This window comes from Enterobacter sp. AC1, assembly GCF_050434705.1.
Taxonomy (GTDB): Bacteria; Pseudomonadota; Gammaproteobacteria; order Enterobacterales; family Enterobacteriaceae; genus Enterobacter; species Enterobacter cloacae_L.
Genome location: NZ_JBNDIZ010000002.1, coordinates 891,387 through 917,510, shown reverse-complemented (window position 1 = coordinate 917,510; position 26,124 = coordinate 891,387). Strand labels below are relative to the sequence as shown.

Below are 26,124 nucleotides of genomic sequence, written 5' to 3'. Positions count from 1 at the left end.
CGGAATAAAAAAATATGGATTATCACTTAACACTTAACTGGCCCGAGTTTATTGAACGTTACTGGCAAAAGCGCCCGGTGGTTCTTAAACGCGGGTTCAGCAATTTTGTCGACCCCATCTCGCCTGACGAACTGGCCGGTCTGGCCATGGAAAACGAAGTCGACAGCCGTCTGGTCAGCCACCAGGACGGGAAATGGCAGGTTAGCCACGGTCCTTTCGAAAGCTACGATCACCTCGGTGAAAACAACTGGTCGCTGCTGGTGCAGGCGGTCAACCACTGGCATGAGCCCACCGCCGCATTAATGCGCCCGTTCCGTGCCCTGCCCGACTGGCGAATGGACGATCTGATGATCTCCTTCTCCGTGCCGGGCGGCGGCGTAGGTCCACATCTGGACCAGTACGACGTGTTTATCATCCAGGGGACGGGCCGCCGCCGCTGGCGCGTGGGCGAAAAAGTGCCCATGAAACAACACTGCCCGCATCCGGACCTGCTTCAGGTTGATCCTTTCGAAGGGATCATCGACGAAGAGCTGGAGCCGGGCGATATTCTCTACATTCCGCCGGGATTCCCTCACGAAGGTTACTCGCTGGAAAACTCGCTCAACTACTCCGTCGGCTTCCGTGCGCCAAGCGGCCGCGAGATGATCAGCGGGTTTGCCGATTACGTTCTGCAACGTGAGCTGGGCAGCTACCGTTACAGCGATCCGGATGTGCCTGCGCGCGAGCATCCGGCAGATATCCTGCCCGACGAGCTGGATAAGCTGCGCGGCATGATGCTGGATCTGATCAACGAGCCGGAACATTTCAGACAGTGGTTTGGGGAGTTTATCAGCCAGTCTCGTCATGAGCTTGACGTTGCGCCGCCAGAGCCGCCGTATCAGGCCGACGAGATTTATGATGCCCTTCAGCAGGGCGATAAGCTGGTGCGTCTTGGCGGGTTGCGCGTGCTGCGCATTGGTGAAGAGGTCTTCGTTAACGGCGAGAAGCTGGATTCCCCGCACCGTCCGGCGCTGGAAGCGATTGCCAGCCATCTGGTGTTGACTGCCGAGACCTTTGGCGATGCGCTGGAAGACCCGTCCTTCCTCGCGATGCTGGCCGCACTGGTCAACAGCGGGTACTGGTTCTTTGAGGACTGAGTCACCTTAACGCCCGGTGGCGCTTCGCTTACCGGGCCTACAATTTGAACGTAGGCCGGGTCAGGCGCAGCCGCAACCCGGCTTAAAACGGCTACCGCTTCGCAGTTAACTCCGCTATTCGCACAATCACCTTCACCGCCTTTTCCATGCCTTCGAGGGTGACGAATTCATGCTTACCATGGTAGTTATATCCCCCGGTAAACAGGTTCGGGCACGGTAATCCCATGAATGAAAGCTGCGAACCGTCGGTTCCGCCGCGAATCGGTTTTAATAACGGTTCAATGTCGCAGTCGCGCATGGCCTGCTGGGCGATATCAAGAATATGCGGATGGGCCATCACCTTCTCACGCATATTGTAATAGCTGTCTTCAATGATCAGCTCGATATAGCAGTCAGGGTGTAACCCTTTGCCCACCTTCTTCGCAATTTCCATCATCTTGCGCTTGCGCGCCTCAAAGGCTTTGCGATCGAAATCGCGAATGATGTAGTGCATCTGCGCACTGTCCACGGTGCCTTTGATGCTGGTCAGGTGATAGAAACCTTCATACCCTTCCGTCTGTTCAGGGCTCTCTTCCGCCGGGACCTCCGCATGAATTCGCGACGCCAGCGACAAAGCGTTCACCATCACGCCTTTCGCCGAACCGGGGTGAACGTTGTTGCCGACAATTTTGATCGTGACGGACGCGGCATTGAAGTTTTCATACTCCAGCTCACCGACACCGCCGCCGTCAACGGTATACGCCCACTGCGCGTTGAAAGCTTCCACGTCGAAATGTTTCGCGCCTTTACCGACCTCTTCGTCCGGCGTAAAGGCCACGCGTATATCCCCGTGCGGGATATTTTTCTCTTTCAGCACGGCCAGCGCCGTCATGATTTCGGCTATACCGGCTTTGTCATCGGCACCCAGCAGCGTTTTTCCGTCGGTGGTGATCAGCGTCTGGCCCAGCAGCTGGTGCAGCACCGGGAACATCACGGGAGAGAGCACTTCGTCACCAATGCCCAGCGCAATGTCGCCGCCGCGGTAGTTTTCAACAATCTGCGGGTTCACATGCTTACCGCTAAAATCCGGAGAGGTGTCGACATGGGAGATAAAGCCAATCGCGGGAATGTCGCCCGGGACATTCGCCGGCAGCGTTGCCATCACAGTGCCTTTCTCGCTTAAGGTGACGTTGACCAACCCCATGGCGTCAAGCTGCTCTTTAAGCAGGTTTAATAGCTTCCACTGGCCTTCGGTGCTCGGCACCTGGCGAACACCCGGTTTAGATTGGGTATCCAGCGAAACGTACTGTAAAAAACGCTCAAGTAATTTATCCATGCAGTCACCCTCACTTTTTGTGACAACATTATCAATAAGCATCAAAACGCAAATATTGCGTCAGGTCACTTTTATCCCGCAAACGAGAATATTTTCCGTTTATATCGTTATACGTAAATAAATGTAGCTTATGAATCAGTGACAAGGATTGGCGATCGCGGGGGATTGCCGTAGAATGTCCGCCCTCATTACGAGTCACCAAGGTGGTTACACACAAACCCCGCTTCAGTCTGCTGCCTGAGGCGTCTATATGGGACAGCGCAAAAATTGAATACACAATCCCGTTCACGTTCGCCGCTGGTGAAACTGGAACGAATTCGTAAAAGTTTTGATGGTAAAGACGTCATTTCCGACCTCAATCTCACCATCAATGACGGTGAGTTTCTTACGCTGCTTGGCCCCTCTGGCTGCGGCAAAACAACCGTACTGCGCCTTATCGCCGGGCTGGAAAGCGTCGATAACGGCCATATCTATCTTGAAAACCAGGACATCACGCGGGTTCCCGCAGAAGATCGCCACGTCAATACCGTCTTTCAGAGCTATGCCCTGTTCCCGCACATGACCGTGTTTGAGAACGTGGCGTTTGGCCTGCGGATGCAAAAAACTCCGGCGAATGAGATCGAACCACGCGTCACCGAAGCCCTGCGTATGGTGCAGCTTGAAACGTTTGCACAGCGTAAACCCCATCAGCTTTCCGGCGGTCAGCAGCAGCGTGTGGCCATCGCCCGCGCCGTGGTCAACAAGCCTCGCCTGCTCTTGCTGGATGAATCCCTCTCCGCGCTGGATTACAAGCTGCGCAAGCAGATGCAGAACGAACTCAAGGCCCTGCAGCGCAAGCTCGGCATTACCTTTGTCTTCGTCACCCACGACCAGGAAGAGGCCCTGACCATGTCCGACCGCATCGTGGTGATGCGTGACGGCAAAATCGAGCAGGACGGCACGCCGCGTGAAATCTACGAAGAGCCGAAAAACCTGTTTGTGGCCAGCTTCATTGGTGAAATCAACCTCTTCAACGCTACGGTGATTGAACGCCTGGACGACCAGCGCGTGCGGGCCAACGTTGAAGGTCGCGAGTGCAATATCACGGTGAATTTCCCGGTCGAAAAGGGACAAAAGCTTAACGTCCTGCTGCGTCCGGAAGATCTGCGCGTCGAGGAAATTCATGGCAATACCGAGGCCGAAGGGTTAATCGGCTATATCCGCGAGCGCAACTACAAAGGGATGACGCTGGAGTCCGTTGTTGAGCTGGAAAACGGCAAGATGGTGATGGTCAGCGAGTTCTTTAACGAGGATGACCCTGACTTCGACCACTCTCTCGACCAGAAAATGGTTATCAACTGGGTAGAAAGCTGGGAGGTTGTGCTGGCTGATGAAGAACACAAGTAAATTCCAGAATGTGGTGATCGCCACGATCGTCGGTTGGCTTGTGCTGTTTGTCTTTTTACCCAACCTGATGATCGTCGCCACCAGCTTCCTGACCCGCGACGATACAAACTTCGTTAAGCTGGTCTTTACGCTGGACAACTACGCGCGCCTGCTCGATCCGCTCTATTTTGACGTGCTGCTGCACTCGCTCAATATGGCGCTGATTGCCACCGTTGCCTGCCTGGTACTGGGCTATCCTTTCGCGTGGTTTCTGGCGAAACTACCGCAGAAGGTTCGCCCGCTGCTGCTGTTTTTACTGATTGTGCCGTTCTGGACCAACTCGCTAATTCGCATCTACGGGCTGAAAATTTTCCTTAGCACCAAAGGCTATCTCAACGCCTTTCTGCTGTGGCTGGGGGTGATTGATACCCCAATACGCATCATGTTTACCCCGAGCGCGGTGATTGTGGGTCTGGTCTATATCCTGCTGCCGTTTATGGTGATGCCGCTCTACTCCAGTATTGAGAAACTGGATAGACCGCTGCTGGAAGCGGCAAAAGATCTGGGTGCCAGCAAGCTTCAGACGTTTATCCGCATTATCATCCCGCTGACCATGCCCGGCATTATCGCGGGGTGTCTGCTGGTGATGCTCCCGGCGATGGGCCTGTTCTACGTGTCTGACCTGATGGGCGGCGCGAAAAACCTGCTGATTGGGAATGTGATTAAAAGTCAGTTCCTCAACATTCGCGACTGGCCGTTCGGATCCGCAACCAGCATTACGCTGACGGTGGTGATGGGTTTGATGCTGCTGGTCTACTGGCGCGCGTCACGGCTGCTGAACAAGAAGGTGGAACTCGAATGATCGGTCGACTGCTTCGCGGCGGTTTTATGACCGCCATTTACGCTTACCTTTATATCCCGATTATCATTTTGATCGTGAACTCGTTTAACAGCTCGCGCTTCGGCATCAGCTGGCAGGGCTTTACCACCAGCTGGTACAGCCTGCTGATGAACAATGACAGCCTCCTTCAGGCGGCGCAGCACTCGCTGACGATGGCGATTTTCTCCGCCACCTTCGCCACGCTGATTGGCTCACTGACCGCCGTGGCGCTGTATCGCTACCGCTTTCGCGGTAAACCGTTCGTCAGCGGCATGCTGTTTGTGGTGATGATGTCACCGGACATCGTGATGGCCATTTCGCTGCTGGTGCTGTTTATGCTGCTGGGCGTGCAGCTTGGCTTCTGGTCGCTGCTGTTCTCGCATATCACCTTCTGCCTGCCGTTTGTAGTGGTAACGGTCTTTGCGCGCCTGAAAGGATTCGACGTGCGCATGCTGGAGGCGGCGAAAGATTTGGGTGCCAGCGAGATGACCATCCTGCGCAAAATCATCCTGCCGCTGGCAATGCCCGCCGTCGCGGCGGGATGGCTACTCAGCTTCACGCTGTCGATGGATGACGTGGTGGTCTCCTCCTTCGTGACGGGCCCGAGCTACGAAATTCTGCCACTGAAAATTTACTCGATGGTAAAAGTCGGCGTCTCGCCTGAGGTGAACGCGCTGGCGACCATTCTGCTGGTGTTCTCGCTGGTGCTGGTCATTGCCAGCCAGCTTATTGCTCGTGATAAAACAAAATCTCAGGGGACAATGAAATGAAAAAAATGCTCGCCGCTGCGGCACTGGTACTTGGCATGGGTGTCGCACACGCCGATGACGGCAAAACGCTCTACTTCTACAACTGGACCGAGTATGTGCCGCCGGGCCTGCTGGAACAGTTCACGAAGGAGACGGGTATCAAGGTTATCTACTCGACCTACGAGTCGAATGAAACCATGTACGCCAAGCTGAAAACGTACAAAGACGGCGCGTACGATCTGGTCGTTCCTTCCACCTATTTTGTCGACAAAATGCGCAAAGAGGGGATGATTCAGAAGATCGATAAAACGAAGCTAAACAATTTTTCAAATCTCGATCCAGAGATGCTTAATAAACCGTTCGATCCCAATAACGACTACTCCATCCCGTATATCTGGGGCGCGACCGCGATTGGCGTCAACGGCGATGCCCTCGATCCGAAAACGGTCACCAGTTGGGCCGACCTGTGGAAACCGGAATACAAAGGGAGCCTGCTGTTAACCGACGATGCGCGTGAAGTGTTCCAGGTCGCGCTGCGCAAACTGGGCTACTCGGGCAACACGACGGATCCAAAAGAGATTGAAGCGGCGTATAACGAGCTGAAAAAGCTGATGCCTAACGTGGCGGCGTTCAACTCAGATAACCCGGCAAACCCGTATATGGAAGGCGAAGTGAATCTGGGGATGGTGTGGAACGGCTCCGCGTACGTGGCCCGCCAGGCCGGCACGCCGCTTGAGGTGGTCTGGCCGAAGGAAGGTGGGATCTTCTGGATGGATAGCCTCGCCATTCCTGCCAATGCGAAAAACGTAGATGGTGCGATGAAGCTGATTAACTTCCTGCTGCGCCCGGACGTGGCGAAACAGGTTGCCGAGACGATTGGCTACCCGACGCCAAACCTGGCCGCGCGCAAGCTGCTGAAGCCGGAAGTGGCGAACGATAAATCACTTTATCCGGATGCCCAGACCATCAGTAAAGGTGAATGGCAGAATGACGTCGGCGACGCCAGCCGCCTCTACGAAGAGTATTACCAGAAGTTAAAAGCAGGCCGATAAACGGTATCGCGCTCTTCCTCACGCCGCCTGTACGGCGTGAGGAAGGATTAACTGGCCGCATTCTCCCCAGCCCAGATCGTTGCCCTTCTCATAGCCTCCACCACATCCTCATCGGACAGACCCAGCGCCTGACGGATTCGGGTCGCCTCGTCCCACTGCTGCTGTTCATAGTAACGGCAAAGGCTAATCATATCGGCTAACCGTCCCTCCTGATGGCAAAGCGCGTTGCTCACGCTCTGCGGCACCGCAATTTGCTTCATCAGCTCTGCCATCGGCAGCTCAAGCAGGGTATCGAGCAGTGAAAACAGGCCGCACATGAATGCATTTTCAGCCAGCGTCGGTTCGTTGATGGTCTCTGCAATCAGCTCGCAGAACTTACCGCGCATCATGCTCAACGGGTAAAGCTCGCTGACGGTATCATTGCCCGCGCTTGCCAGGACCACGACGGCAACAAACCGCCTCAGCTGGTTTTCTCCGAGGTATCTGAGCACCTCACTCAGGGTTAACTTGCTGAAATTACAGGCACCGATATGCTTAAATGCGGTGTGCTTCATGTAGCGCATGATTTTCCAGGACAGCGTCAGATCGGTTTTTATCAACGACTCGATAATCCGAAAATCAGGTTTATTGCGCCCAACTTCCATTTGCAGGCGGAAAATCGCCAGCTGGTTTTGCGATAGCCGTTTATATTTAATAACCTCCGGACGGCAGAAAAAATAGCCCTGAAAAAGAGAAAAGCCTTCTTTTCTGTATTGTTCGAATTCCTCTTTAGTCTCAATTTTTTCAGCGAGATATTTAATATGCCCGGTCAGATTATTACGTTCTTTCAGATACGTTTTAATTTGCGCTAAGGAATAATTTCTGACATCGAATTTCAGTATCGAAATATAGGGTAAAAAAGCATCCCATTCCGGCGCAAGGGTGAAATCATCAAGGGCAAACTGATAGCCGTGCGCATTCATCTCCTTGACGGCCTGCAGCAGCTCAGCCCCCGGCACCGCATCTTCAAGGATCTCAATGACCACGCTGTCCTTATCGAGCGCTTCACCGCTGCGGTCGATGACCATTCTTGACGGGAAATTAATAAACGACGTATGTGCCCCGGCGATGCGCTGGGACGGCACGCATAAAAACTGGTCCGATATCATTCTGGATGTGGCATATTCCGCCGATACATCTGGAAAACGGTTTGTCATCCCATCTCTGAAAAGCAGCTCATAGGCCACCGTCTTCATCTCAGGGTTAAAAATGGGTTGTCGCGCGATAAATCCGTACATATCCCATCCTCCTCTACAACTTTATATTTATTAGCATCCTCTTTCTACACTACGATAACGAGCATTATCGAGCGCTATTTTGATTGAATGCACAAAATAAAAGCATCCACACTAATTAACGGGATTTAATATTATGGAATTTAAATTAAATATATCCGGCACTCTACAGAAAGAGGACGAAATATCCGATAAGTACTGAGTGCCTGCCCGACATGCACGCCATTACGGGAGATGAGAATGAAAGACGCCATGGTCCGAAAGCAAAAAATAAGAGTCAAGACGTTGATGCTATTGTCCATTTTCCTCACCGTGACGGTGGGCTTTACGGCAACCATCGGGTTTATGATGTGGCAGTGGATGGCGCAGCAGGAGGTTCTGGCCAAAAAGCATATTCGCCAAATTGCCGAGGTGCAATCGTTGCAGGTCAGCAAACAGCTGGATTCTGCCCTGGCTGCCGCCCGGGATATGGGCAACAGCGCCCTGTCGCTGCGGGAGGCGGGCGTGACCGATCGTCAGAGCCTCAATCAGTTACTCATCCACTATCTCTCGGCTCACCCACAGTTTCTCTCCATGTCGATGGCCTTTGAGCCCAACGCGTTCGACGATAAAGATGCCACCCTGGCCGGTCAAAGCGGTGAAGATCCTGCCGGGCGTTACGCCCGCTACGTTGACCGCGACGCCTCCGGCAAACCGGCATTACACCTGCTGACGGACATCGAAACGCCCGGCAGTGGAGATTACTATCTGCTGCCGAAACAACGGCATAAAGACGTGATCATCGAGCCCTATATTTACCCCTACAACGGCGTAGACGTGATGCTCACCTCGATTGCTGCCCCCATCATGCGTGACGGCCAGTTCCTGGGGTCGGTCACCTCTGACTTCTCTCTGGCTACGCTGCAATCCACGATCGGGGCGATTAAACCGTGGAACGGCACAGGCTACGCTCTGCTCCTTTCAGCCGGTAACAACGTGGTGTCCAGCCCGGACAAACGAGCAGCAGGCAAGCCTTACGCAGATAAAATTGCGGGTCATGAGGTCATCCGGGCACACGATCCGTTGCTGAAGGAAGAGGTGTTTATCACCTGGCAGGAGATCGCCGTCGGTAATAGCCAGACGCCGTGGAAACTCGCCATTGTCACGCCGGTCAGCGAAGTGATGGCCGAAGCGCGCGCATTTTTACTGAAAGCGATTGTCCTGATGGTGTTAAGCATCGTTGCGGTGAGCCTGGTGATGGCCCAGATCTTTACCCGCAAAGTTGACCGTCCGGTTGGAGGGGAACCTTCGGAGGCCGCCGGGATCGCCCTGGCCGTTGCCCGGGGCGATCTGAACAACACCATCCCGGTTCGCTCCGGGGACACCCACAGCATTTTTTATGCCCTGCACACCATGCAGACGCAGCTCAAGCGCATCGTCGACAACATCAGCGAAGCCAGCCATTCCGTGCACGGCGGTACCAGTGAAATTTCGGCGGGCAACCTAGACCTCGCCTCACGTACCGAAGAACAGGCGGCGGCGATTGTTGAAACGGCAGCCAGCATGGAGGAGATTTCGGTCACGGTGAAGAATAACGCCGACAACGCGCACAAGGCCACCACGCTGACCGATCGCGCCGCGAGCCTCGCCGGGCATGGCGAAACGCTGGTGAACGACGTAGTCGTTGTGATCGGAGAGATTGATGAGAGCGCGCGTAAGATCGGTGAGATTAACAGCATCGTCGACGGTATCGCCTTCCAGACCAATATTCTGGCGCTGAATGCTGCCGTTGAAGCGGCGCGCGCGGGCGAACAGGGGCGCGGTTTTGCGGTGGTGGCAGGCGAAGTCCGCAATCTTGCCCAGCGAAGCGCCAACGCGGCAAAAGAGATCTCTCAGCTGATTGCTGAGTCCTCAGGCCGCGTCAGCAAAGGCGTTGAGCTGGTCAATGAAACCGGCGTGATGATGAAGCAGGTGATTGAGGCGGTGTCGCATGTGCATCTGGTCATCAACGATATCGTTCAGGCGCTGGACGAGCAGAATCGGGGGATTAGCCAGGTCAGCACCGCCGTGAATCAGATGGACAGCACCACCCAGCAGAACGCCTCGCTGGTTCAGCAGATCTCTGCGGCAGCGCTCTCACTGGATGAGCAGGCTAAATCGCTGGAGAAAACGCTGGCGTTCTTTCATTCATAAATAATAAGGCACCCGCAGGACGGGTGCCTTTTTACGTGATTGCCGTTACAGCCCTTTCAGCAGCTTGTCGACAAACTCCGGAACGACCGCGCTTGCCAGGCCATAGTGCTTCTCTTCAAACTCGCTGCCCACCTGGCTGGGCTCCAGATTAAGTTCTACCGTATGCGCCCCGTGCAGGCGCGCTTCGTGAACAAACCCCGCAGCCGGGTATACGTGGCCAGATGTGCCAATGGCGATGAATACGTCGGCCATGGCCAGCGCGCTGTAGATCTCATCCATGCCCAGCGGCATTTCGCCAAACCAGACCACGTGCGGTCGCAGGCGCGACGGGAACTGGCAGCAGTGGCATTTATCCTCTGGCAGCACGTCCTCTTTCCAGTCCAGCACCTGACCGCTCCAGGCGCAGCGAACTTTGAGCAGCTCGCCGTGCATATGGATGATGTTTTTGTTGCCGGCACGCTCGTGCAGGTTGTCGATATTCTGCGTCACCAGCAGAAAACGATCGCCCAGCGCCTCTTCCAGCTTCGCCAGCGCCAGATGCGCGGCATTCGGGGCAATCTCTGGCTGGAGAAGCTGGCGACGGCGGGCATTGTAGAATGCCTGCACGAGATCCGGATCGCGGGCAAAGCCTTCCGGCGTGGCGACATCCTCCACGCGGTGCTCTTCCCACAACCCGTCCGCCGCGCGGAAGGTTCGAATTCCTGACTCGGCGGAGATCCCCGCCCCGGTCAGCACCACCACTCTGGGTTTATCCATCGCTTCTGGCATCATTCTGTCTCTGAAAAAGATCCGCTGGCGCAAGCGCTCACGTAAGCGGCGTTTATTTTTGCGAAAACGGCTGAGTCGACCCTGGCGACGCGACAGCATAGAAACCTCGTAAACTAATCGGTGAGATGAAGGAATGCGGCTCCGCGCATGCCTCCTGCGTCCCCGTGTCGCGCGCGTTCAATACGCGGCACGCGGGCAACCGGCAATAAATGTCGGGGCAACCGCCCGGACAACCGTTCCGTAATCGCGGTAAAGTTTGAAAGCCCTCCCCCTATCACGAGCAGATCCGGGTCGACGATGGTGAGAATATTTCCCAGACATACCGCCAGCAGATCCAGATAGCGCTCGACGTGCTCACGCGCCTGCGCATCACCTTGCTCCCACAGGGTAATGATTTGAGGGGCCTCAAGTTTCTGATGATAGAAGTGTTCGTAAAGCCATGCAAACCCGCGGCCTGAAAGATAGTTTTCAATACAGCCGTGCTGGCCGCAGCCGCAGCGGGTCAACGGAAAATCACGCCCGACGACGTCCAGCGCGTCCACCGGCAGGCGGATATGGCCAAACTCCCCGGTGATGTAGCTGCGCCCGGTGATGGGCTTCCCCTTGATCACAATCCCCCCGCCGACGCCGGTGCCGAGGATCAGCCCCATCACCAGCGGATAACGACGGAATTCATCATCCCAGGCTTCAGAAAGCGTAAAGCAGTTGGCATCGTTGTCTAAACGCACGTCGCGTTCAAGGAGGGCAGAGAGATCGGCGCGCAGCGGTTTGCCGCTGGCAGCAGGCACGTTGGCGGCATACAGCGTGCCGTCGTCGGTTTCGGGCATCCCCGGAATGCCAATGCCGACGCTGCCTTTAACGCCAAAGCGTTCATCAGCCTGCGCCACCAGCGCGGCAATGGCGGTTAAAAACGCGTCGTAGCTTTCGCGCGGCGTGGGAACGCGGGTTTCCCACTGCAGTTTGAGGTCTTTATCAAACACGCCGAGCGCAATCTTGGTGCCGCCAATATCAAATCCGTAATACATAACGCATTCCTCTTTTAACCTGGCGGCCCGAAAGCCGCTAGATCATGACGTAATTACTGGCCACTTAATACCCTCGCCGGATCAATTCGGCTTGCGCGACGCGCCGGATACCAGCTTGCCAGCAGACTCAGTAAAAGTGCTGTCACCAGCACATAAAAAACGTCCAGCCAGTGCAGTTCAGACGGCAGGAAGTCAATAAAATAGATATCACCCGACAGGAACTGGTGGCCGATAAGCTTTTCAATCCCGTTGATGATTGGGGTCAGCTGCAGGGAAACCACCACGCCAATCACCACGCCGCACAGGCTGCCGAACAGGCCCGCCAGCAAACCGTACCAGACGAAAATGGCGCGAATAAGGCCGTCTTTTGCCCCAAGAGTACGCAGCACGGCGATGTCACCGCTCTTGTCTTTGACCGCCATCACCAGCGTCGAGACGATATTAAAGCACGCGACGCCGATCACCAGCACCATCGCAAGATACATAATGGCGCGGATCATCTGGATATCACGGTACATATAGCCGTAAGTGCCGATCCAGCTCTTGATGTAGACGTAGTTATTGGTCACGCTGCCCGCGTCACGTACCAGTTTGTTGGCGTTAAAGACGTCGTTCACCTTGATGGCAATGCCCGTCACGCTGTCGGCCATGTCGAGATACTGGCGCGCATCCTCCATCGGCACCATCGCAAAGCTATGGTCAAGCTGACCGCTCAGCTGAAGAATACCGGTGACGTGCAGGCGCACGCGTTTAGGCTGCTGCAGTTTGTGATCGGCGCTGGCGTTCGGGATCATGATTGACACCCAGTCGCCCTGCTTCACCTTCAGCGCATCCGCGACGCCTTTACCCATGATGATTTGCTGCTCGCCAGCCTTAAAGTTCGCCCACGCGCCGTTCTGCACATATTTCGGCAGCGCGCTCAGGCGTTCTTCCTGGACGGGATTCACCCCTTTCACCTGAATGGCACGCAGGTTTACCCCGCTCTCCACCAGCCCGGTAAAATTAATGTAGGGCGCAGCAGCGGCGATGCCCGGGACCTTTTCCACTTTGGTCAGGGCGTCGCTCCAGTTGCTCCAGGGCTGGTTAACCGGCTCGATTTCACCGTGCGGCACCACCGCCAGAATGCGGTTATTCAGCTCGCGCTCGAAGCCGTTCATGGCGCTCAGGCCCACAATCAGCACTGCCACACCCAGCGCGATACCGATGGTCGAAATGACGGAGATCAGCGACACCATGCCGCCGCGACGGCGACCGCGGCTAAAGCGTAGCCCGATGAGTAACGATAACGGTGAAGCCATTACTCCGCTCCCATCAGAGTCAGTTCTGCATTCAGATGGCCGTCGCGCATCTCAAGCTGGCGCCCCATGCGTTTTGCCAGCTGCAGATCGTGGGTTACGACCAGAAACGCGGTGCCCTGGGAGGCGTTCAGCTCGCCCAGAAGCTGGAAAATACTGTCCGCATTGCGCGCATCCAGGTTACCGGTAGGCTCATCCGCCAGCACCAGACGCGGGTTGTTCACCAGCGCACGGGCAATCGCCACGCGCTGACGCTCGCCGCCGGAAAGCTCCGACGGACGGTGGTTACCGCGATGGCCCAGCCCTACCGCTTTCAGCATGTCGCTGGCGCGGGCGTTAATTTCTGCCGGCTTCTTTTTGCCAATCAGCAGCGGCATCGCCACGTTTTCCAGCGCCGTGAAATCCGGCAGCAGGTGATGGAACTGGTAGATAAAGCCCAGCTCGCGGTTACGCAGCTCGGCCTTCGCCGCGGAGGACATTTTGCTCATCGGCTGGCCGGAGAAAATCACGTCGCCGTTGGTTGGGGTATCCAGCCCGCCCAGCAGGTGTAATAAGGTACTTTTGCCGGAGCCGGAGCTACCGACAATCGCCATCATCTCGCCTTCGCCCACGCTGAAGCTCACATTGTGCAGCACGTCGGTCTGCACAGAGCCTTCCTGATAGCGTTTGGACAGGTTGTCGCATTGCAACAGGATCTTATTCATAACGTAAAGCCTCAGCGGGTTGAGTGGCGGCAGCGCGCCAGGAAGGATAAAGCGTAGAAAGCAGCGCAATGGCCATCGCGGCCAGCGCAATACCGACCACCTGCAGCGGCTCGATAGCCACCGGCAGCGCCGCGCCATCGAGCAGCGCGCCAATGATCGGCATTAAGTTATTAAGCTGGCTGGCAAGCAGCGCGCCCAGCGCCGCCCCGAGCAACGCCCCGATAATCCCGGCGCTCGCGCCCTGCACCATAAAGACCGCCATGATCTGGCGCGGCGTGAGCCCCTGGGTTTGCAGAATGGCGACTTCGCCCTGTTTTTCCATGACCATCAGGCCCAGCGAGGTGATGATGTTAAAGGCAGCTACGGCCACGATCAGGCTCAGCAGCAGCCCCATCATGTTTTTTTCCATACGTACGGCCTGGAACAATTCGCCTTTACGCTCGCGCCAGTCCTGCCATTTCGTGCCGTCCGGCAGCTTTTGCTGGCTGAGCGTATCGACCTTCAGCGGCGCGTCGAGCCACAGGCGCCAGCCGGTGATATTCCCCGCCGGATAACGCATCAGGCGTGATGCGTCCTGGATGTTAACCAGCATCTGGTAACCATCGACTTCGCTGTTGGCAGCAAAGGTACCAATTACGGTGAACAGACGCTGGCTTGGCAGGCGCCCCATCGGCGTAAACTGGCTGGCTGAAGGCACCATCACGCGCAGCTGATCGCCACGGTTGACGCCAAGCTGGCCGGCAAGCTGTTCACCCAGAATAACGTTGTATTTTCCGGCTTCGAGATCGGTCTGCTTCACGTTAACCAGGTATGGCGTCAGCGGATCGTTTTGCGCCGGGTCGATACCCAGCATCACGCCGACCGCCACGCTGCGGGCACTTTGCAGCACCACGTCGCCGGTCGTCAACGGCGCAACGCGCGTGACGCCCTGTAACTTCGCCGCGCTTTCCGGCAGCTGCTGCGGGTTAACCGAACCGTTGGTAGATGAGAGTACGGCCTGCGGCATCAGCCCCAGGATGTTGTTTTGCAGCTCGCGCTCAAAGCCATTCATGACGGAAAGCACCGTCACCAGTGCCATCACGCCAAGCGTGATGCCAATAGTCGAAAGCCAGGAGACAAAGCGACCGAAGCGGTCCGCGGCGCGCCCACGCATGTAGCGTAAGCCTATAAAGAGTGCGACAGGTTGATACATGAAATCCGTCTGTTTGCTGATAGCAGACCCACGAGTATATAAGCGAATCCGTTAAGCGTAAATGACTGAAACCGTAAGCTTTGGTAATCATTTTTCCGAAAAATTCAGATAAATCAGGGTGCTAATAGCTGAAAGTGCACCTCGCAACCTCCACCTTTTCCGAAAAACCTCCTGATACAGACTGTTACCCATTACATCCTGGTTTCGTTTTAGAACAATTGCTCGTTCGTTTATGGCAATAAGGTAGTTGCGAACAATGAAGCAAAAAGCATTATGGATTAACCAGATAAAAGGGCTGTGCATCTGCCTGGTGGTTATCTATCATTCGGTCATCACGTTTTATCCGCATCTGATCGGGCTACAACATCCGCTCTCCGGCCTTCTCGCCAAATGCTGGGTCTACTTTAACCTCTACCTCGCACCGTTCCGTATGCCGGTCTTCTTCTTTATTTCTGGCTACTTGATCCGTCGCTATATTGACGAGGTGGGCTGGCGCACCAGTCTCGACAAACGCGTCTGGAGCATTGTCTGGGTCCTGGCGCTGTGGGGCGTCCTGCAGTGGCAGGCGCTGAGCCATCTGAACGCCTGGCTGGCACCGGAGCGTGAGCTTGCTACCTCGTCGAACGCGGCCTATGCCGACTCGTTCTCAGGATTTGTGCGCGGGATGCTCACCGCCAGCACCAGCCTGTGGTATCTGTATGCCCTGGTGGTCTACTTCACGCTGTGTAAACTGCTGAGCCGCTGGAAGCTGCCGGTACTGGGACTGCTGGCGCTGGCAAGCATCGCGATCAACTTCCTGCCGCTGCCGTGGTGGGGAATGAACAGCGTGGTACGCAACATGATCTACTACAGCCTTGGGGCGTGGTATGGCGCAGAGCTGATGGCATGGATGAAAAGCGTCAACCTGCGCCGCATCTGGCTGGCGACAGCCGCTTTCGCTGCCGTCTCGGTGGTGCTGTGGTTTGCTAACGTTCCGCTGCTGCTCTCCTTGTTGTCGATTGTGCTGATCATGAAGCTGTTCTACAGCCTCGAGCAGCGCTATGCCGTTCATCCGCACAACCTGCTTAACGTGATTGGCTCAAACACCATTGCGATCTATACCACCCACCGCATCTTAATCGAGGCCTTTAGCCTGTTCCTGATTGGCGAGGTGAATGCCGCCTACTGGCCGGTCTGGGCTGAGCTGTCTTTAATTCTGGTCTACCCGTTTGCCAGCCTGCTTATCTGTACCCTTGCCGGGCTTGGGGTGCGTAAACTCTCCACCGCGCTGTTTGGGGACATTTTCTTCTCTCCTCCCTCAACGCTAAGTCTGTCACCGACCACCCGTTAATGCCCTCTCCGCCCCCGCTTCGGGGGCGGATTGCCCCGCCGTGCGGTTCCGATTTGCTTATGCAAAACGATCGAGGATAATAAAGACATTGCGTATCAGTGATATGCCCCAATACTGTTGGTATATCCATAAGAGACTCTGACATAGCCATGCCTGAACACTATCGTTATTCCTTGCCTGCCAAAGCGGGCGACCAGCGCCAGCTGGGTGAACTCACGGGCGCGGCATGCGCCACGCTGGTGGCGGAAATCGCCGAACGCCATCCTGGCCCGGTGATACTGGTTGCCCCGGATATGCAAAACGCTCTGCGCCTGCACGACGAAATTCGCCAGTTCACCGATAGCCTGGTGTTCAGCCTGGCCGACTGGGAAACGCTGCCGTATGACAGCTTCTCTCCACATCAGGAGATCATCTCCTCGCGCCTGTCGACGCTCTATCAGCTGCCGACCATGCAGCGCGGCGTGCTGATTGTACCGGTGAACACCCTGATGCAGCGCGTCTGTCCGCACAGCTACCTGCATGGCCACGCGCTGGTGATGAAAAAAGGCCAGCGCCTGTCCCGTGATGCCCTGCGCGCGCAGCTTGACGGTGCCGGCTATCGCCACGTCGATCAGGTGATGGAGCACGGGGAATACGCGACCCGCGGCGCGTTGCTTGACCTTTACCCAATGGGCAGCGACCAGCCGTATCGTCTGGACTTTTTCGATGATGAAATCGATAGCCTGCGCGTATTCGACGCCGATACGCAGCGCACGCTGGAAGAAGTGGAGTCCATCAATTTACTGCCCGCGCACGAGTTCCCGACGGACAAAACCGCTATCGAACTGTTCCGCAGCCAGTGGCGCGACAGGTTCGAGGTGAAGCGCGACGCCGAGCATATTTACCAGCAGGTCAGCAAAGGCACGCTTCCTGCCGGGATCGAATACTGGCAGCCGCTGTTCTTCAACGAGCCGCTGCCGGCTCTTTTCAGCTACTTCCCGGCGAATACGCTGATTGTTAACACCGGCGATATCGACGCCAGCGCCAGCCGCTTTGAAGGCGAAACCCGCGCCCGCTTTGAAAACCGGGGCGTTGACCCGATGCGTCCGTTGCTGCCGCCGGAAGCGCTGTGGCTGCGTACCGACGAGCTCAACGCCGAGCTGAAGCGCTGGCCGCGTATGCAGCTTAAAACCGATTCGCTTGCCGATAAGGCCGCCAACACCAACCTCGCCTTCCGGACGCTGCCGGACCTCGCCGTTCAGGCACAGCAGAAATCACCGCTGGATAATTTGCGCAAGTTCCTGGAATCCTTTACCGGCCCGGTAGTGTTCTCCGTTGAGAGTGAAGGCCGTCGTGAAGCGCTCGGTGAACTGCTGGGGCGTATTAAGGTTGCGCCGAAACGCATCCTGCGTCTCAGCGAGGCGACCGGAAACGGTTGTTACCTGATGATTGGCGCCGCCGAGCACGGGTTTATTGATACGCTCAACAACCTGGCGCTGATTTGCGAAAGCGACCTGCTGGGCGAGCGCGTCGCGCGTCGCCGTCAGGACAGCCGTCGAACCATCAATCCGGACACGCTGATCCGTAACCTGGCCGAGCTGCACCCGGGCCAGCCGATTGTTCACCTGGAGCACGGCGTTGGCCGCTATCAGGGGATGACCACGCTGGAGGCGGGCGGCATCAAAGGTGAATACCTGATGCTGACCTACGCCAACGATGCCAAACTGTACGTTCCGGTCTCCTCCCTGCATCTCATCAGCCGCTATGCGGGCGGTGCCGAAGACAATGCGCCGCTGCACAAGCTGGGCGGCGACGCCTGGGCGCGCGCGCGCCAGAAAGCCGCGGAAAAAGTGCGCGACGTGGCGGCCGAGCTGCTGGATATCTACGCCCAGCGCGCGGCTAAAGAGGGCTTTGCCTTTAAGCATGATAAAGAACAGTACCAGCTGTTCTGCGACAGTTTCCCGTTTGAAACCACGCCGGATCAGGCCCAGGCCATTAACGCCGTGCTGAGCGATATGTGCCAGCCGCTGGCAATGGACCGCTTAGTCTGCGGCGACGTCGGCTTCGGTAAAACCGAAGTGGCGATGCGCGCCGCCTTCCTTGCGGTTGAAAACAACAAGCAGGTGGCGGTGCTGGTGCCGACCACCCTGCTCGCTCAGCAGCACTTTGACAACTTCCGCGACCGCTTTGCCAACTGGCCGGTACGCATCGAGATGCTGTCGCGTTTTCGCAGTACCAAAGAGCAGACCCAAATTCTGGAGCAGGCAAGCGAGGGTAAAATCGACATTCTGATCGGCACCCATAAGCTGCTGCAAAGCGACGTGAAGTGGAAAGATCTGGGGCTGCTGATCGTCGATGAAGAGCACCGCTTCGGGGTGCGTCACAAAGAGCGCATCAAAGCGATGCGCGCCGACGTCGACATTCTGACCCTGACCGCAACGCCTATCCCGCGTACGCTGAACATGGCGATGAGCGGCATGCGCGATCTGTCGATTATCGCCACGCCACCGGCGCGCCGCCTGGCGGTAAAAACCTTTGTCCGCGAATACGATAATCTGGTGGTCCGTGAGGCCATCTTGCGTGAGGTACTTCGTGGGGGTCAGGTCTATTACCTGTACAACGATGTGGAAAATATCCAGAAAGCGGCAGACCGTCTGGCAGAGCTGGTACCGGAAGCGCGCATTGCTATCGGTCACGGGCAGATGCGCGAGCGCGAGCTGGAACGGGTGATGAACGACTTCCACCACCAGCGCTTCAACGTGCTGGTGTGCACCACCATCATTGAAACCGGTATTGATATCCCGACGGCGAATACCATTATCATCGAACGTGCGGATCACTTCGGTCTGGCGCAGCTCCATCAGCTGCGCGGCCGCGTCGGGCGTTCGCATCATCAAGCCTACGCCTGGCTGCTGACGCCGCATCCGAAAGCGATGACTACCGACGCGCAAAAGCGTCTGGAAGCCATCGCCTCGCTGGAAGACCTCGGCGCAGGCTTTGCGCTGGCGACACACGATCTCGAGATCCGCGGTGCCGGCGAACTGCTGGGTGAGGACCAGAGCGGCTCGATGGAGACCATCGGCTTCTCGCTCTATATGGAGCTGCTGGAAAATGCGGTCGATGCCCTGAAGGCCGGACGCGAGCCGTCGCTGGAAGATCTCACCAGCCAGCAGACCGAGGTCGAGCTGCGTATGCCTTCCCTGCTGCCGGATGATTTCATTCCGGACGTGAATACCCGACTGTCGTTCTACAAGCGCATCGCCAGTGCGAAGAGGGAAAACGAGCTGGAAGAGATTAAGGTGGAGCTGATCGACCGCTTTGGCCTGCTGCCCGATGCGGCGAGAAATCTGCTGGATATCGCGCGCCTGCGCCAGCAGGCACAGAAGCTGGGCATTCGTAAGCTTGAAGGCAACGAAAAAGGCGGCGTGATCGAATTCGCCGAGAAGAACCACGTTAACCCGATGTGGCTGATTGGTCTGCTGCAAAAACAGCCGCAGCATTTCCGTCTCGATGGGCCGACGCGTCTGAAATTTACCCAGGAGCTGACGGAGCGCAAAACCCGCATGGACTGGGTGCGTAACTTTATGCGCCAGCTCGAAGAAAATTCGATCGCGTAGCCCGCCCTTCCCCCGTTAGCGCCGCGCTACCGGGGGACAATTTACAAACTCTTTGCACTTCACCCGATCTTCCCGACACACCTATTCGCCATAATTATAATTAACTGCTTATAAAACAATAACCTTATCATTTGCATGGATTGTGGTAATGATGACCTCTTCGCGTTTTACCCGCTGGATGACCTTGTTTGCGCTGGCAGCCACCTTCGCGGTTGCGCTTCCGGCCCGGGCAAATACCTGGCCCCTTCCCCCTCCTGGCAGCAGGGTGGTGGGGGAAAATCGTTTTCATGTGGTTGAAAACAACGGCGGTTCCCTGGAAGCGATTGCCAAAAAATATAACGTCGGTTTTCTGGCTCTGCTGCAGGCCAACCCTGGCGTCGACCCCTACGTCCCGCGCGCGGGAACCGTATTGACCATCCCGTTACAGACTATTCTGCCGGACGCCCCGCGCGAGGGGATCGTCATTAATCTTGCGGAGTTACGTCTCTATTATTACCCGCCGGGCAAAAATGAAGTCACCGTGTACCCCATCGGGATTGGCCAGCTGGGCGGCGACACCCTGACGCCGACGATGGTCACCACCGTCTCGGATAAACGTGCGAATCCAACCTGGACCCCGACGGCTAATATTCGTGCCCGTTATAAAGCGCAGGGCATTGACCTTCCCGCCGTAGTGCCGGCAGGCCCGGATAACCCGATGGGACATCACGCGATCCGCCTGGCGGCTTACGGCGGGGTCTATCTGCTGCATGGAACGAATGCAGATTTTGGCATCGGCATGCGCGTCAGCTCCGGCTGTATTCGTCTGCGCGATGACGATATCAAAACGCTGTTTAACGTGGTTACGCCGGGTACTAAAGTAAATATTATCAATACGCCGATTAAAGTTTCTGAGGAGCCAGGCGGCGTGCGGATGGTTGAAATTCACCAGCCGCTATCGAAAAACATCGGTGACGATCCGCAAACATTGCCCATCAACCTGAATGCGGCAATGGTGAGCTTCAAAACGAATGTGAATACCGATGGCGCAGTCATGGAGCGCGCAATGGAGGCTCGGTCGGGAATGCCGACAGATGTCACCCGGCACCGTGATGTCGCCCAGCAGTCGCTGTAATACGGAAAGAAAAACGCCCTGCTTAGCAGGGCGTTTTTTATTGCAGTGGCATAAATGAGGGTTTATACGCGACTTATTTGTAGATTACAGCTGTGCCGTGCAGCGTGTTAGGGCCGGTCACAGAGGTAATGCGGAAAGATTTCGCACCCATTTCTTCCGCTTTTTGCGCCAGCTGATCTTCCAGAGAGCCCAGGTTAGTCCCTGCAGAAGCGGAGATAGTCCCGACTTTATGCTGGTCAGCAGGTGTGGATTGCACTTCAACAGCAGCAAAGCTTGCGAAAGAGAGTGAGCTCAGAACGGCGGCAGCGATGAGAGTTTTTACGTTTTTCATGATCTTTACCTTTAGCAGATGAATTTGGAGGTCGTTATCTATTTAGTTAACGATCGATAGGTAAATCATAAATGTGATCCAGGTCACGCGTCAACATAATTTTATAACGAACGTTAACTTAATTTTAAAGTCGTTATTTTTCATACTCATATGATTAATTTATTTTTAAGCATTCAGCGCTGGTGGTGACTTGCGTTTATTTTTATAATGGTTATTCAACAAACCAACAGAGGACCAACGGCAAATGACAACCGATGTCACGAGTTGTGCGAAGAAAAGCCGTGGCCGACCAAAAGTGTTTGACAGGGATGCAGCGCTTGATAAGGCCATGACTCTCTTCTGGCAACATGGGTATGAAGCAACCTCGCTTTCCGATCTGGTAGAAGCCACCGGAGCCAAAGCGCCGACGCTGTATGCTGAATTTACCAATAAAGAGGGGCTGTTCAGGGCGGTGCTGGACAGGTACATTTCGCGCTTTGCGGCGAAACACGAAGCCCAGCTATTTTGTGAAGAAAAAAGCGTTGAGCAGGCACTGCGAGATTATTTCACCGCCGTCGCCACCTGCTTTACCAGTAAAGACACGCCTGCGGGCTGCTTTATGATTAACACCTCTGCCACCCTTGCGGCGTCGTCTAAAGAGATCGCCAATACGGTGAAATCGCGTCACGCCATGCAGGAGGAGACGCTGAGCGCGTTTCTGGCTCAACGCCAGCAGCGCGGTGAAATCCCCGCGCACTGTAACCCTCAGGTGCTGGCGCAATACCTGAGCTGTATTTTGCAGGGGATGTCGATCAGCGCCCGTGAAGGGGCAACGCTTGAAAAACTGCAGAATATAAGCGACACCACGCTGCGGCTGTGGCCCGAGCTACTCAAAATCTGACGCAAAAAAAAGCTCCTCAGCCTGAGCGCATGAGGAGCTAAGTTCAGAGAACATCTTTTTTACACTTTGTTATTCAGAACCAGCTGGCCATTACCGTCCAGAGGAATTTGCGTGCCTGGATCTTTATCCATGCGGATTTTGCCCTGCTGATCGCCAATTTTGTACGTCACGTCATAGCCCAGCATTTTCTCCGACTTGTCATAGACGGTTTTACAGCGCTGCTGCGTTGTGGTGTAGGTATCATTATCCTGCATTGCGCCCTGCACCTGGTTACCGGCATAGCCACCGCCCAGCGCGCCGACCACGGTCGCCACATCTTTACCACGGCCACCGCCAAACTGGTGGCCAATGACCCCACCGGCTACCGCACCCAGAACAGATCCAGCAATACGGTTTTCATCCTGAACCGGACGGCGGTGAGTCACGGAGACGTTGCGGCACTCCTGACGAGGGGTCTTGACGGTTTCTTTAATCGGAGTAGCAGAAACCACCTGTGCATACTGCGGGCCGCGATCTAATACGTTCAGACTGGCAACGGCAGCCACACCTAACGCAGCCGCGACGCCAATCCCTATACCCGCCAACATTGATTTATTCACGGGACTTCCTCCTTTGTTGCTATTGGTAACAATTTTGCAATGGAGGCACGGGTTCGCCAATCAGATAAAGGATCAAAAAAGAGACGTTGAGGGGAGATATATTCTATTTAGGAGAACTCTTAAGCATACGTTCTGTGATCTGCAGCACGATATGCTAAAAACTCCCTCCGGAAGGCCCGGAGGGAGTGAAAGATTAGTGCAGCTTCAGACGCGGACGGATCACACGGTTGATTCTGCCCACCAGCATCATCAGCCCGGTTTTGAAGTAGCCGTGCAGCGCAATCTGGTGCATGCGGTACAGGGAGATATACACGAAGCGTGCAATGCGCCCTTCTACCATCATCGAGCCACGCATCAGGTTGCCCATCAGGCTGCCGACGGTTGAGAAGTTAGACAGCGATACCAGAGAACCGTGGTCTTTGTAGACATAGGCTTTCATTGGCTTACCTTTGGTCTGCGCCAGAATGTTGTGCAGTACCAGGCTCGCCATCTGATGCGCCGCCTGGGCGCGCGGCGGTACGAAGCCGCCTTCAGGACGCGCGCAGGAAGCGCAGTCGCCGATAGCAAAGATGTCAGGGTCGCGGGTAGTTTGCAGCGTCGGCTCCGTCACCAGCTGGTTGATGCGGTTGGTTTCCAGGCCGCCGATCTCTTTCATAAAATCAGGCGCTTTGATACCTGCCGCCCAGACCATCAGATCCGCTTTGATGTACTCGCCGTCTTTCGTGTGCAGGCCACCTTCGTCGGCGCTGGTCACCATGGTCTGCGTCAGCACCCGCACGCCCAGTTTGGTGAGTTCATTGTGCGCCGCACCGGAAATCCGCGGCGGCAGCGCAGGCAGAATACGTTCACCGGCTTCGACCAGCGTCACGTTCAGCGCTTCGTTGGTTAACCCTTTGTAGCCGTAGCTGTGCAGCTGCTTCACCGCATTGTGCAGCTCAGCGGAGAGCTCAACGCCCGTCGCACCGCCACCAACAATGGCGATATTCACCTTACCGTTCGCACCCATATTGCTGGTGTACTTCAGGAACAGGTTCAGCATTTCCTGATGGAAACGACGCGCCTGATGCGGGTTATCGAGGAAGATACAGTGCTCTTTCACGCCAGGCGTGTTGAAGTCATTGGAGGTACTGCCCAGCGCCATGACCAGCGTGTCATACGCCAGTTTGCGTTCAGGGACCAGAAGCTCCCCTTTTTCATCACGCAGCTCTGCCAGGGTAATGGTTTTGCTTTCACGATTGATGTCCACCACCGAGCCCAGCTGGAACTGGAAATGGTGGTTGCGCGCGTGCGCCAGATAGCTGAGCGCGTCCACGCCCTCGTCCAGAGAACCGGTCGCCACTTCGTGCAGCAGCGGTTTCCACAGGTGACTGTGGTTACGATCCACCAGCGTAATTTTGGCTTTTTTACCGCGGCCCAGCTTCTTGCCCAACTGTGTCGCCAGCTCCAGCCCGCCTGCTCCACCGCCTACAATCACTATCTTTTTCAATGGCGTAGTCAACGTGACCCCCTCAAATTATTAACCAATTGTTAATTAAAAGTTATAAAAATAACCCTTAATTAACAACAGGTTACAGCACTGAAACCATTCAGGTGCATTGAGAATAACACGTCAGGCGCATTGGTCATACCAAAATTGATATGCATCAAGTTTTGATGGCTTAAAAGTAGACAATTCTGGTCAAAAAGAAAGCCCGGCACGCTTTCGCGTCCGGGCTTCTGGACCTGCTTCAGGGGCTTAACCCAGCGTTTTAAAGGCCTTGATACGCTGCAGATGCGGAGAGATGTTCTTGAACTTGTGGGTCTGTTCTTCGTCCCAGACGATCTCATAGTAATGATGCAGCAGTTCTGCAGCCCGATGGCTGTTGAGCGCCTCATCGTTACGCGACAGGATCACCAGGCAGCGGTCGCGGTTTTTCTCCCGAAAATTGCTGACGCACTTGGTCGCAATATCGACATACTCTTCCGGGCGGTCAATTTTGCCTTCCATGTTCTCGTTCGGGAACAGGTTAGGATTGAACACGACCTGACGGATGTCGCACAGGAAGCCAATCCGTTCCGCCCAGTAGCCGCCCAGCCCCACGCCGCAAATCAACGGACGATCGTCGACGTTCAGCTGCAGCATCTTGTCCACTTCTTTGAGCAGATGCTGCATATCATGCTTCGGATGGCGCGTGCTGTAGCTGATCAACCGCACATCCGGATCGATAAACTGCAGCTGCAGCACCTTCTCATGATTACCAGGACTGTTAGAGTCAAAACCGTGTAAATAGATGATCATCGTCTTCTCACCACGCTACGCCTTCCGGGAGGGTTTACAGGCTGGCTTTGTGTGTCTGCCAGCGCTCATTCAGGTCTTCAAGCCGGGCGTTGATCGTCTTCCAGCGCGCCGAATCCATCAGCTCCTGACGGCTAAATGAACCTTTATGATACAATTGTGTAACACGCTCTGCATTGATCGGCGACAGGTTATCCAGCACGCTAACGGCACCTTTACGATTATTGCAGACCAGGATCATATCGCAACCAGCGTCCAGCGACGCCTGACCGCGTTCTGCGTAGCTGCCCATAATCGCCGCCCCTTCCATCGATAAATCGTCGGAGAAAATCACGCCATTGAAGCCCAGCTCCTGGCGCAGAACGGTTTTTAGCCAGTGCGGAGAGCCGCTGGCAGGACGCGGGTCAACGTCGCTGTAAATCACGTGCGCAGGCATAATGGCATCCAGCTTGTTATCGGTGATAAGCGACTGGAAAACCGACATATCTTTGGCGCGAATTTCCGCTTCCGGGCGCGGATCGCGCGGCGTCTCTTTGTGGGAATCCGCCGTCACCGCCCCGTGGCCCGGGAAGTGTTTGCCGGTGGTCTTCATCCCGGCATCGTGCATGCCGTCAATAAACCGGGTCGCCATTGCCAGCGCAATACGCGGATCTTCATGGTATGAACGCTCGCCAATGGCGGCGCTGATATGCCCCACGTCCAGAACCGGGGCAAAACTGATGTCGATATCCATGGCGATCATTTCGCTGGCCATCAGCCAGCCGGCGTCCTGCGCCAGTTTTCCACCCTCTTCCGTGCCCAACAGCGCGGCAAAAGACTGGGCTGCCGGCAGGCGGGTAAACCCTTCGCGAAAACGCTGCACGCGTCCGCCTTCCTGATCGACGGCCACCACCAGATGATTGCGCGACGCGGCGCGGATCTGACGCACCAGCTCACGCAGCTGCGCCGGATCGTGATAGTTGCGGGTAAACAGGATCAGGCCACCCACCAGCGGATGCGCCAGAATTTCACGCTCCTCCGCATCCAGCTCAAACCCTTCTACATCCAACATGACTGGACCCACATCCACCTC

The 26,124-nt window shown here is 55.9% G+C and carries 22 protein-coding genes; 10 read left to right on the top strand and 12 right to left on the bottom strand.

Annotation, left to right across the window (positions count from 1 at the left end):
* Positions 1-14 precede the first annotated feature (14 nt).
* On the top strand, positions 15-1,136 hold the full coding sequence (locus M2433_RS09235; RefSeq protein ID WP_429057015.1) for a JmjC domain-containing protein: 1,122 nt from the start codon (positions 15-17) through the stop codon (positions 1,134-1,136).
* A gap of 91 nt (positions 1,137-1,227) precedes the next feature.
* Here the strand turns inward: M2433_RS09235 and pepT are convergent, their stop codons facing one another.
* The gene (gene pepT / locus M2433_RS09230; protein ID WP_429057012.1) at positions 1,228-2,451 is read right to left on the bottom strand and encodes a peptidase T; all 1,224 of its coding nucleotides are present in this window, start codon (positions 2,449-2,451) and stop codon (positions 1,228-1,230) included.
* Positions 2,452-2,688: 237 nt separating this feature from the next.
* On the opposite strand from pepT, the gene potA reads away from it, so the two are divergent.
* From potA to potD, 4 genes are read left to right on the top strand one after another with little or no spacing between them, the layout of a single operon-like run.
* A complete protein-coding gene (gene potA, locus M2433_RS09225) occupies positions 2,689-3,837 on the top strand; it encodes a spermidine/putrescine ABC transporter ATP-binding protein PotA (protein ID WP_429057172.1) in 1,149 nt (382 codons plus the stop codon).
* Positions 3,821-4,678, top strand: a complete 858-nt coding sequence (potB, locus tag M2433_RS09220) for a spermidine/putrescine ABC transporter permease PotB (protein WP_429057009.1) — start codon at positions 3,821-3,823, stop codon at positions 4,676-4,678. Before potA ends, potB begins: the two co-directional genes overlap by 17 nt.
* On the top strand, positions 4,675-5,466 hold the full coding sequence (gene potC / locus M2433_RS09215; protein WP_429057007.1) for a spermidine/putrescine ABC transporter permease PotC: 792 nt from the start codon (positions 4,675-4,677) through the stop codon (positions 5,464-5,466). Before potB ends, potC begins: the two co-directional genes overlap by 4 nt.
* On the top strand, positions 5,463-6,497 hold the full coding sequence (gene potD / locus M2433_RS09210) for a spermidine/putrescine ABC transporter substrate-binding protein PotD (RefSeq protein ID WP_429057004.1): 1,035 nt from the start codon (positions 5,463-5,465) through the stop codon (positions 6,495-6,497). The genes potC and potD overlap by 4 nt, the downstream gene beginning before the upstream one ends.
* A 47-nt stretch (positions 6,498-6,544) precedes the next feature.
* On the opposite strand, the gene M2433_RS09205 is transcribed toward potD, so the two are convergent.
* Positions 6,545-7,774, bottom strand: a complete 1,230-nt coding sequence (locus M2433_RS09205) for an EAL and HDOD domain-containing protein (protein ID WP_429057001.1) — start codon at positions 7,772-7,774, stop codon at positions 6,545-6,547.
* A 237-nt stretch (positions 7,775-8,011) separates the two neighbouring features.
* Here M2433_RS09205 and M2433_RS09200 point away from each other — a divergent pair, with 237 nt between their 5' ends.
* Positions 8,012-9,943: a methyl-accepting chemotaxis protein gene (locus tag M2433_RS09200; protein ID WP_429056998.1), complete on the top strand. Its 1,932-nt coding sequence runs from the start codon at positions 8,012-8,014 to the stop codon at positions 9,941-9,943.
* A 45-nt stretch (positions 9,944-9,988) separates the two neighbouring features.
* On the opposite strand, the gene cobB is transcribed toward M2433_RS09200, so the two are convergent.
* Genes cobB through lolC form a run of 5 tightly spaced genes read right to left on the bottom strand, consistent with a single transcriptional unit; the run spans position 9,989 to position 14,927 of the window.
* Positions 9,989-10,810, bottom strand: a complete 822-nt coding sequence (gene cobB / locus M2433_RS09195) for a Sir2 family NAD+-dependent deacetylase (protein ID WP_047348973.1) — start codon at positions 10,808-10,810, stop codon at positions 9,989-9,991.
* Between the two features lie 14 nt (positions 10,811-10,824).
* Positions 10,825-11,736 carry an N-acetylglucosamine kinase gene (gene nagK / locus M2433_RS09190; RefSeq protein WP_429056995.1) on the bottom strand — a complete coding sequence of 304 codons (912 nt, stop codon included), beginning with the start codon at positions 11,734-11,736 and terminating at the stop codon, positions 10,825-10,827.
* Positions 11,737-11,789: 53 nt separating this feature from the next.
* The gene (gene lolE, locus M2433_RS09185; RefSeq protein WP_429056993.1) at positions 11,790-13,034 is read right to left on the bottom strand and encodes a lipoprotein-releasing ABC transporter permease subunit LolE; all 1,245 of its coding nucleotides are present in this window, start codon (positions 13,032-13,034) and stop codon (positions 11,790-11,792) included.
* A complete protein-coding gene (gene lolD / locus M2433_RS09180; RefSeq protein ID WP_047061583.1) occupies positions 13,034-13,735 on the bottom strand; it encodes a lipoprotein-releasing ABC transporter ATP-binding protein LolD in 702 nt (233 codons plus the stop codon). Before lolD ends, lolE begins: the two co-directional genes overlap by 1 nt.
* On the bottom strand, positions 13,728-14,927 hold the full coding sequence (gene lolC / locus M2433_RS09175; RefSeq protein ID WP_047348976.1) for a lipoprotein-releasing ABC transporter permease subunit LolC: 1,200 nt from the start codon (positions 14,925-14,927) through the stop codon (positions 13,728-13,730). The genes lolD and lolC overlap by 8 nt, the downstream gene beginning before the upstream one ends.
* 256 nt (positions 14,928-15,183) lie before the next feature.
* Here lolC and M2433_RS09170 point away from each other — a divergent pair, with 256 nt between their 5' ends.
* The 3 genes from M2433_RS09170 to ldtC all read left to right on the top strand — a co-directional run bounded on the left by M2433_RS09170 (position 15,184) and on the right by ldtC (position 20,967).
* Positions 15,184-16,257 (top strand): acyltransferase family protein, encoded by a 1,074-nt coding sequence (locus M2433_RS09170; RefSeq protein WP_429056989.1) that lies wholly within the window; start codon positions 15,184-15,186, stop codon positions 16,255-16,257.
* 149 nt (positions 16,258-16,406) lie between these two features.
* Positions 16,407-19,853 carry a transcription-repair coupling factor gene (mfd, locus tag M2433_RS09165; RefSeq protein WP_429056987.1) on the top strand — a complete coding sequence of 1,149 codons (3,447 nt, stop codon included), beginning with the start codon at positions 16,407-16,409 and terminating at the stop codon, positions 19,851-19,853.
* A gap of 148 nt (positions 19,854-20,001) precedes the next feature.
* A complete protein-coding gene (gene ldtC, locus M2433_RS09160) occupies positions 20,002-20,967 on the top strand; it encodes a L,D-transpeptidase LdtC (RefSeq protein WP_429056985.1) in 966 nt (321 codons plus the stop codon).
* A gap of 73 nt (positions 20,968-21,040) precedes the next feature.
* Here ldtC and bhsA read toward each other — a convergent pair whose 3' ends face one another.
* Positions 21,041-21,298 carry a multiple stress resistance protein BhsA gene (gene bhsA / locus M2433_RS09155; RefSeq protein WP_025758152.1) on the bottom strand — a complete coding sequence of 86 codons (258 nt, stop codon included), beginning with the start codon at positions 21,296-21,298 and terminating at the stop codon, positions 21,041-21,043.
* Between the two features lie 244 nt (positions 21,299-21,542).
* Here bhsA and comR point away from each other — a divergent pair, with 244 nt between their 5' ends.
* Positions 21,543-22,178 carry a TetR family copper-responsive transcriptional repressor ComR gene (gene comR, locus M2433_RS09150; protein ID WP_134349848.1) on the top strand — a complete coding sequence of 212 codons (636 nt, stop codon included), beginning with the start codon at positions 21,543-21,545 and terminating at the stop codon, positions 22,176-22,178.
* Positions 22,179-22,237: 59 nt separating this feature from the next.
* Here the strand turns inward: comR and M2433_RS09145 are convergent, their stop codons facing one another.
* The 4 genes from M2433_RS09145 to nagZ all read right to left on the bottom strand — a co-directional run bounded on the left by M2433_RS09145 (position 22,238) and on the right by nagZ (position 26,115).
* Positions 22,238-22,777 carry a glycine zipper 2TM domain-containing protein gene (locus tag M2433_RS09145; protein WP_008500779.1) on the bottom strand — a complete coding sequence of 180 codons (540 nt, stop codon included), beginning with the start codon at positions 22,775-22,777 and terminating at the stop codon, positions 22,238-22,240.
* A 193-nt stretch (positions 22,778-22,970) separates the two neighbouring features.
* On the bottom strand, positions 22,971-24,275 hold the full coding sequence (locus tag M2433_RS09140) for an NAD(P)/FAD-dependent oxidoreductase (protein WP_047348982.1): 1,305 nt from the start codon (positions 24,273-24,275) through the stop codon (positions 22,971-22,973).
* A 237-nt stretch (positions 24,276-24,512) separates the two neighbouring features.
* Positions 24,513-25,055: an alpha/beta hydrolase YcfP gene (ycfP, locus tag M2433_RS09135; protein WP_008500781.1), complete on the bottom strand. Its 543-nt coding sequence runs from the start codon at positions 25,053-25,055 to the stop codon at positions 24,513-24,515.
* Positions 25,056-25,089: 34 nt separating this feature from the next.
* The gene (gene nagZ, locus M2433_RS09130) at positions 25,090-26,115 is read right to left on the bottom strand and encodes a beta-N-acetylhexosaminidase (RefSeq protein ID WP_429057169.1); all 1,026 of its coding nucleotides are present in this window, start codon (positions 26,113-26,115) and stop codon (positions 25,090-25,092) included.
* Positions 26,116-26,124: the final 9 nt, after the last annotated feature.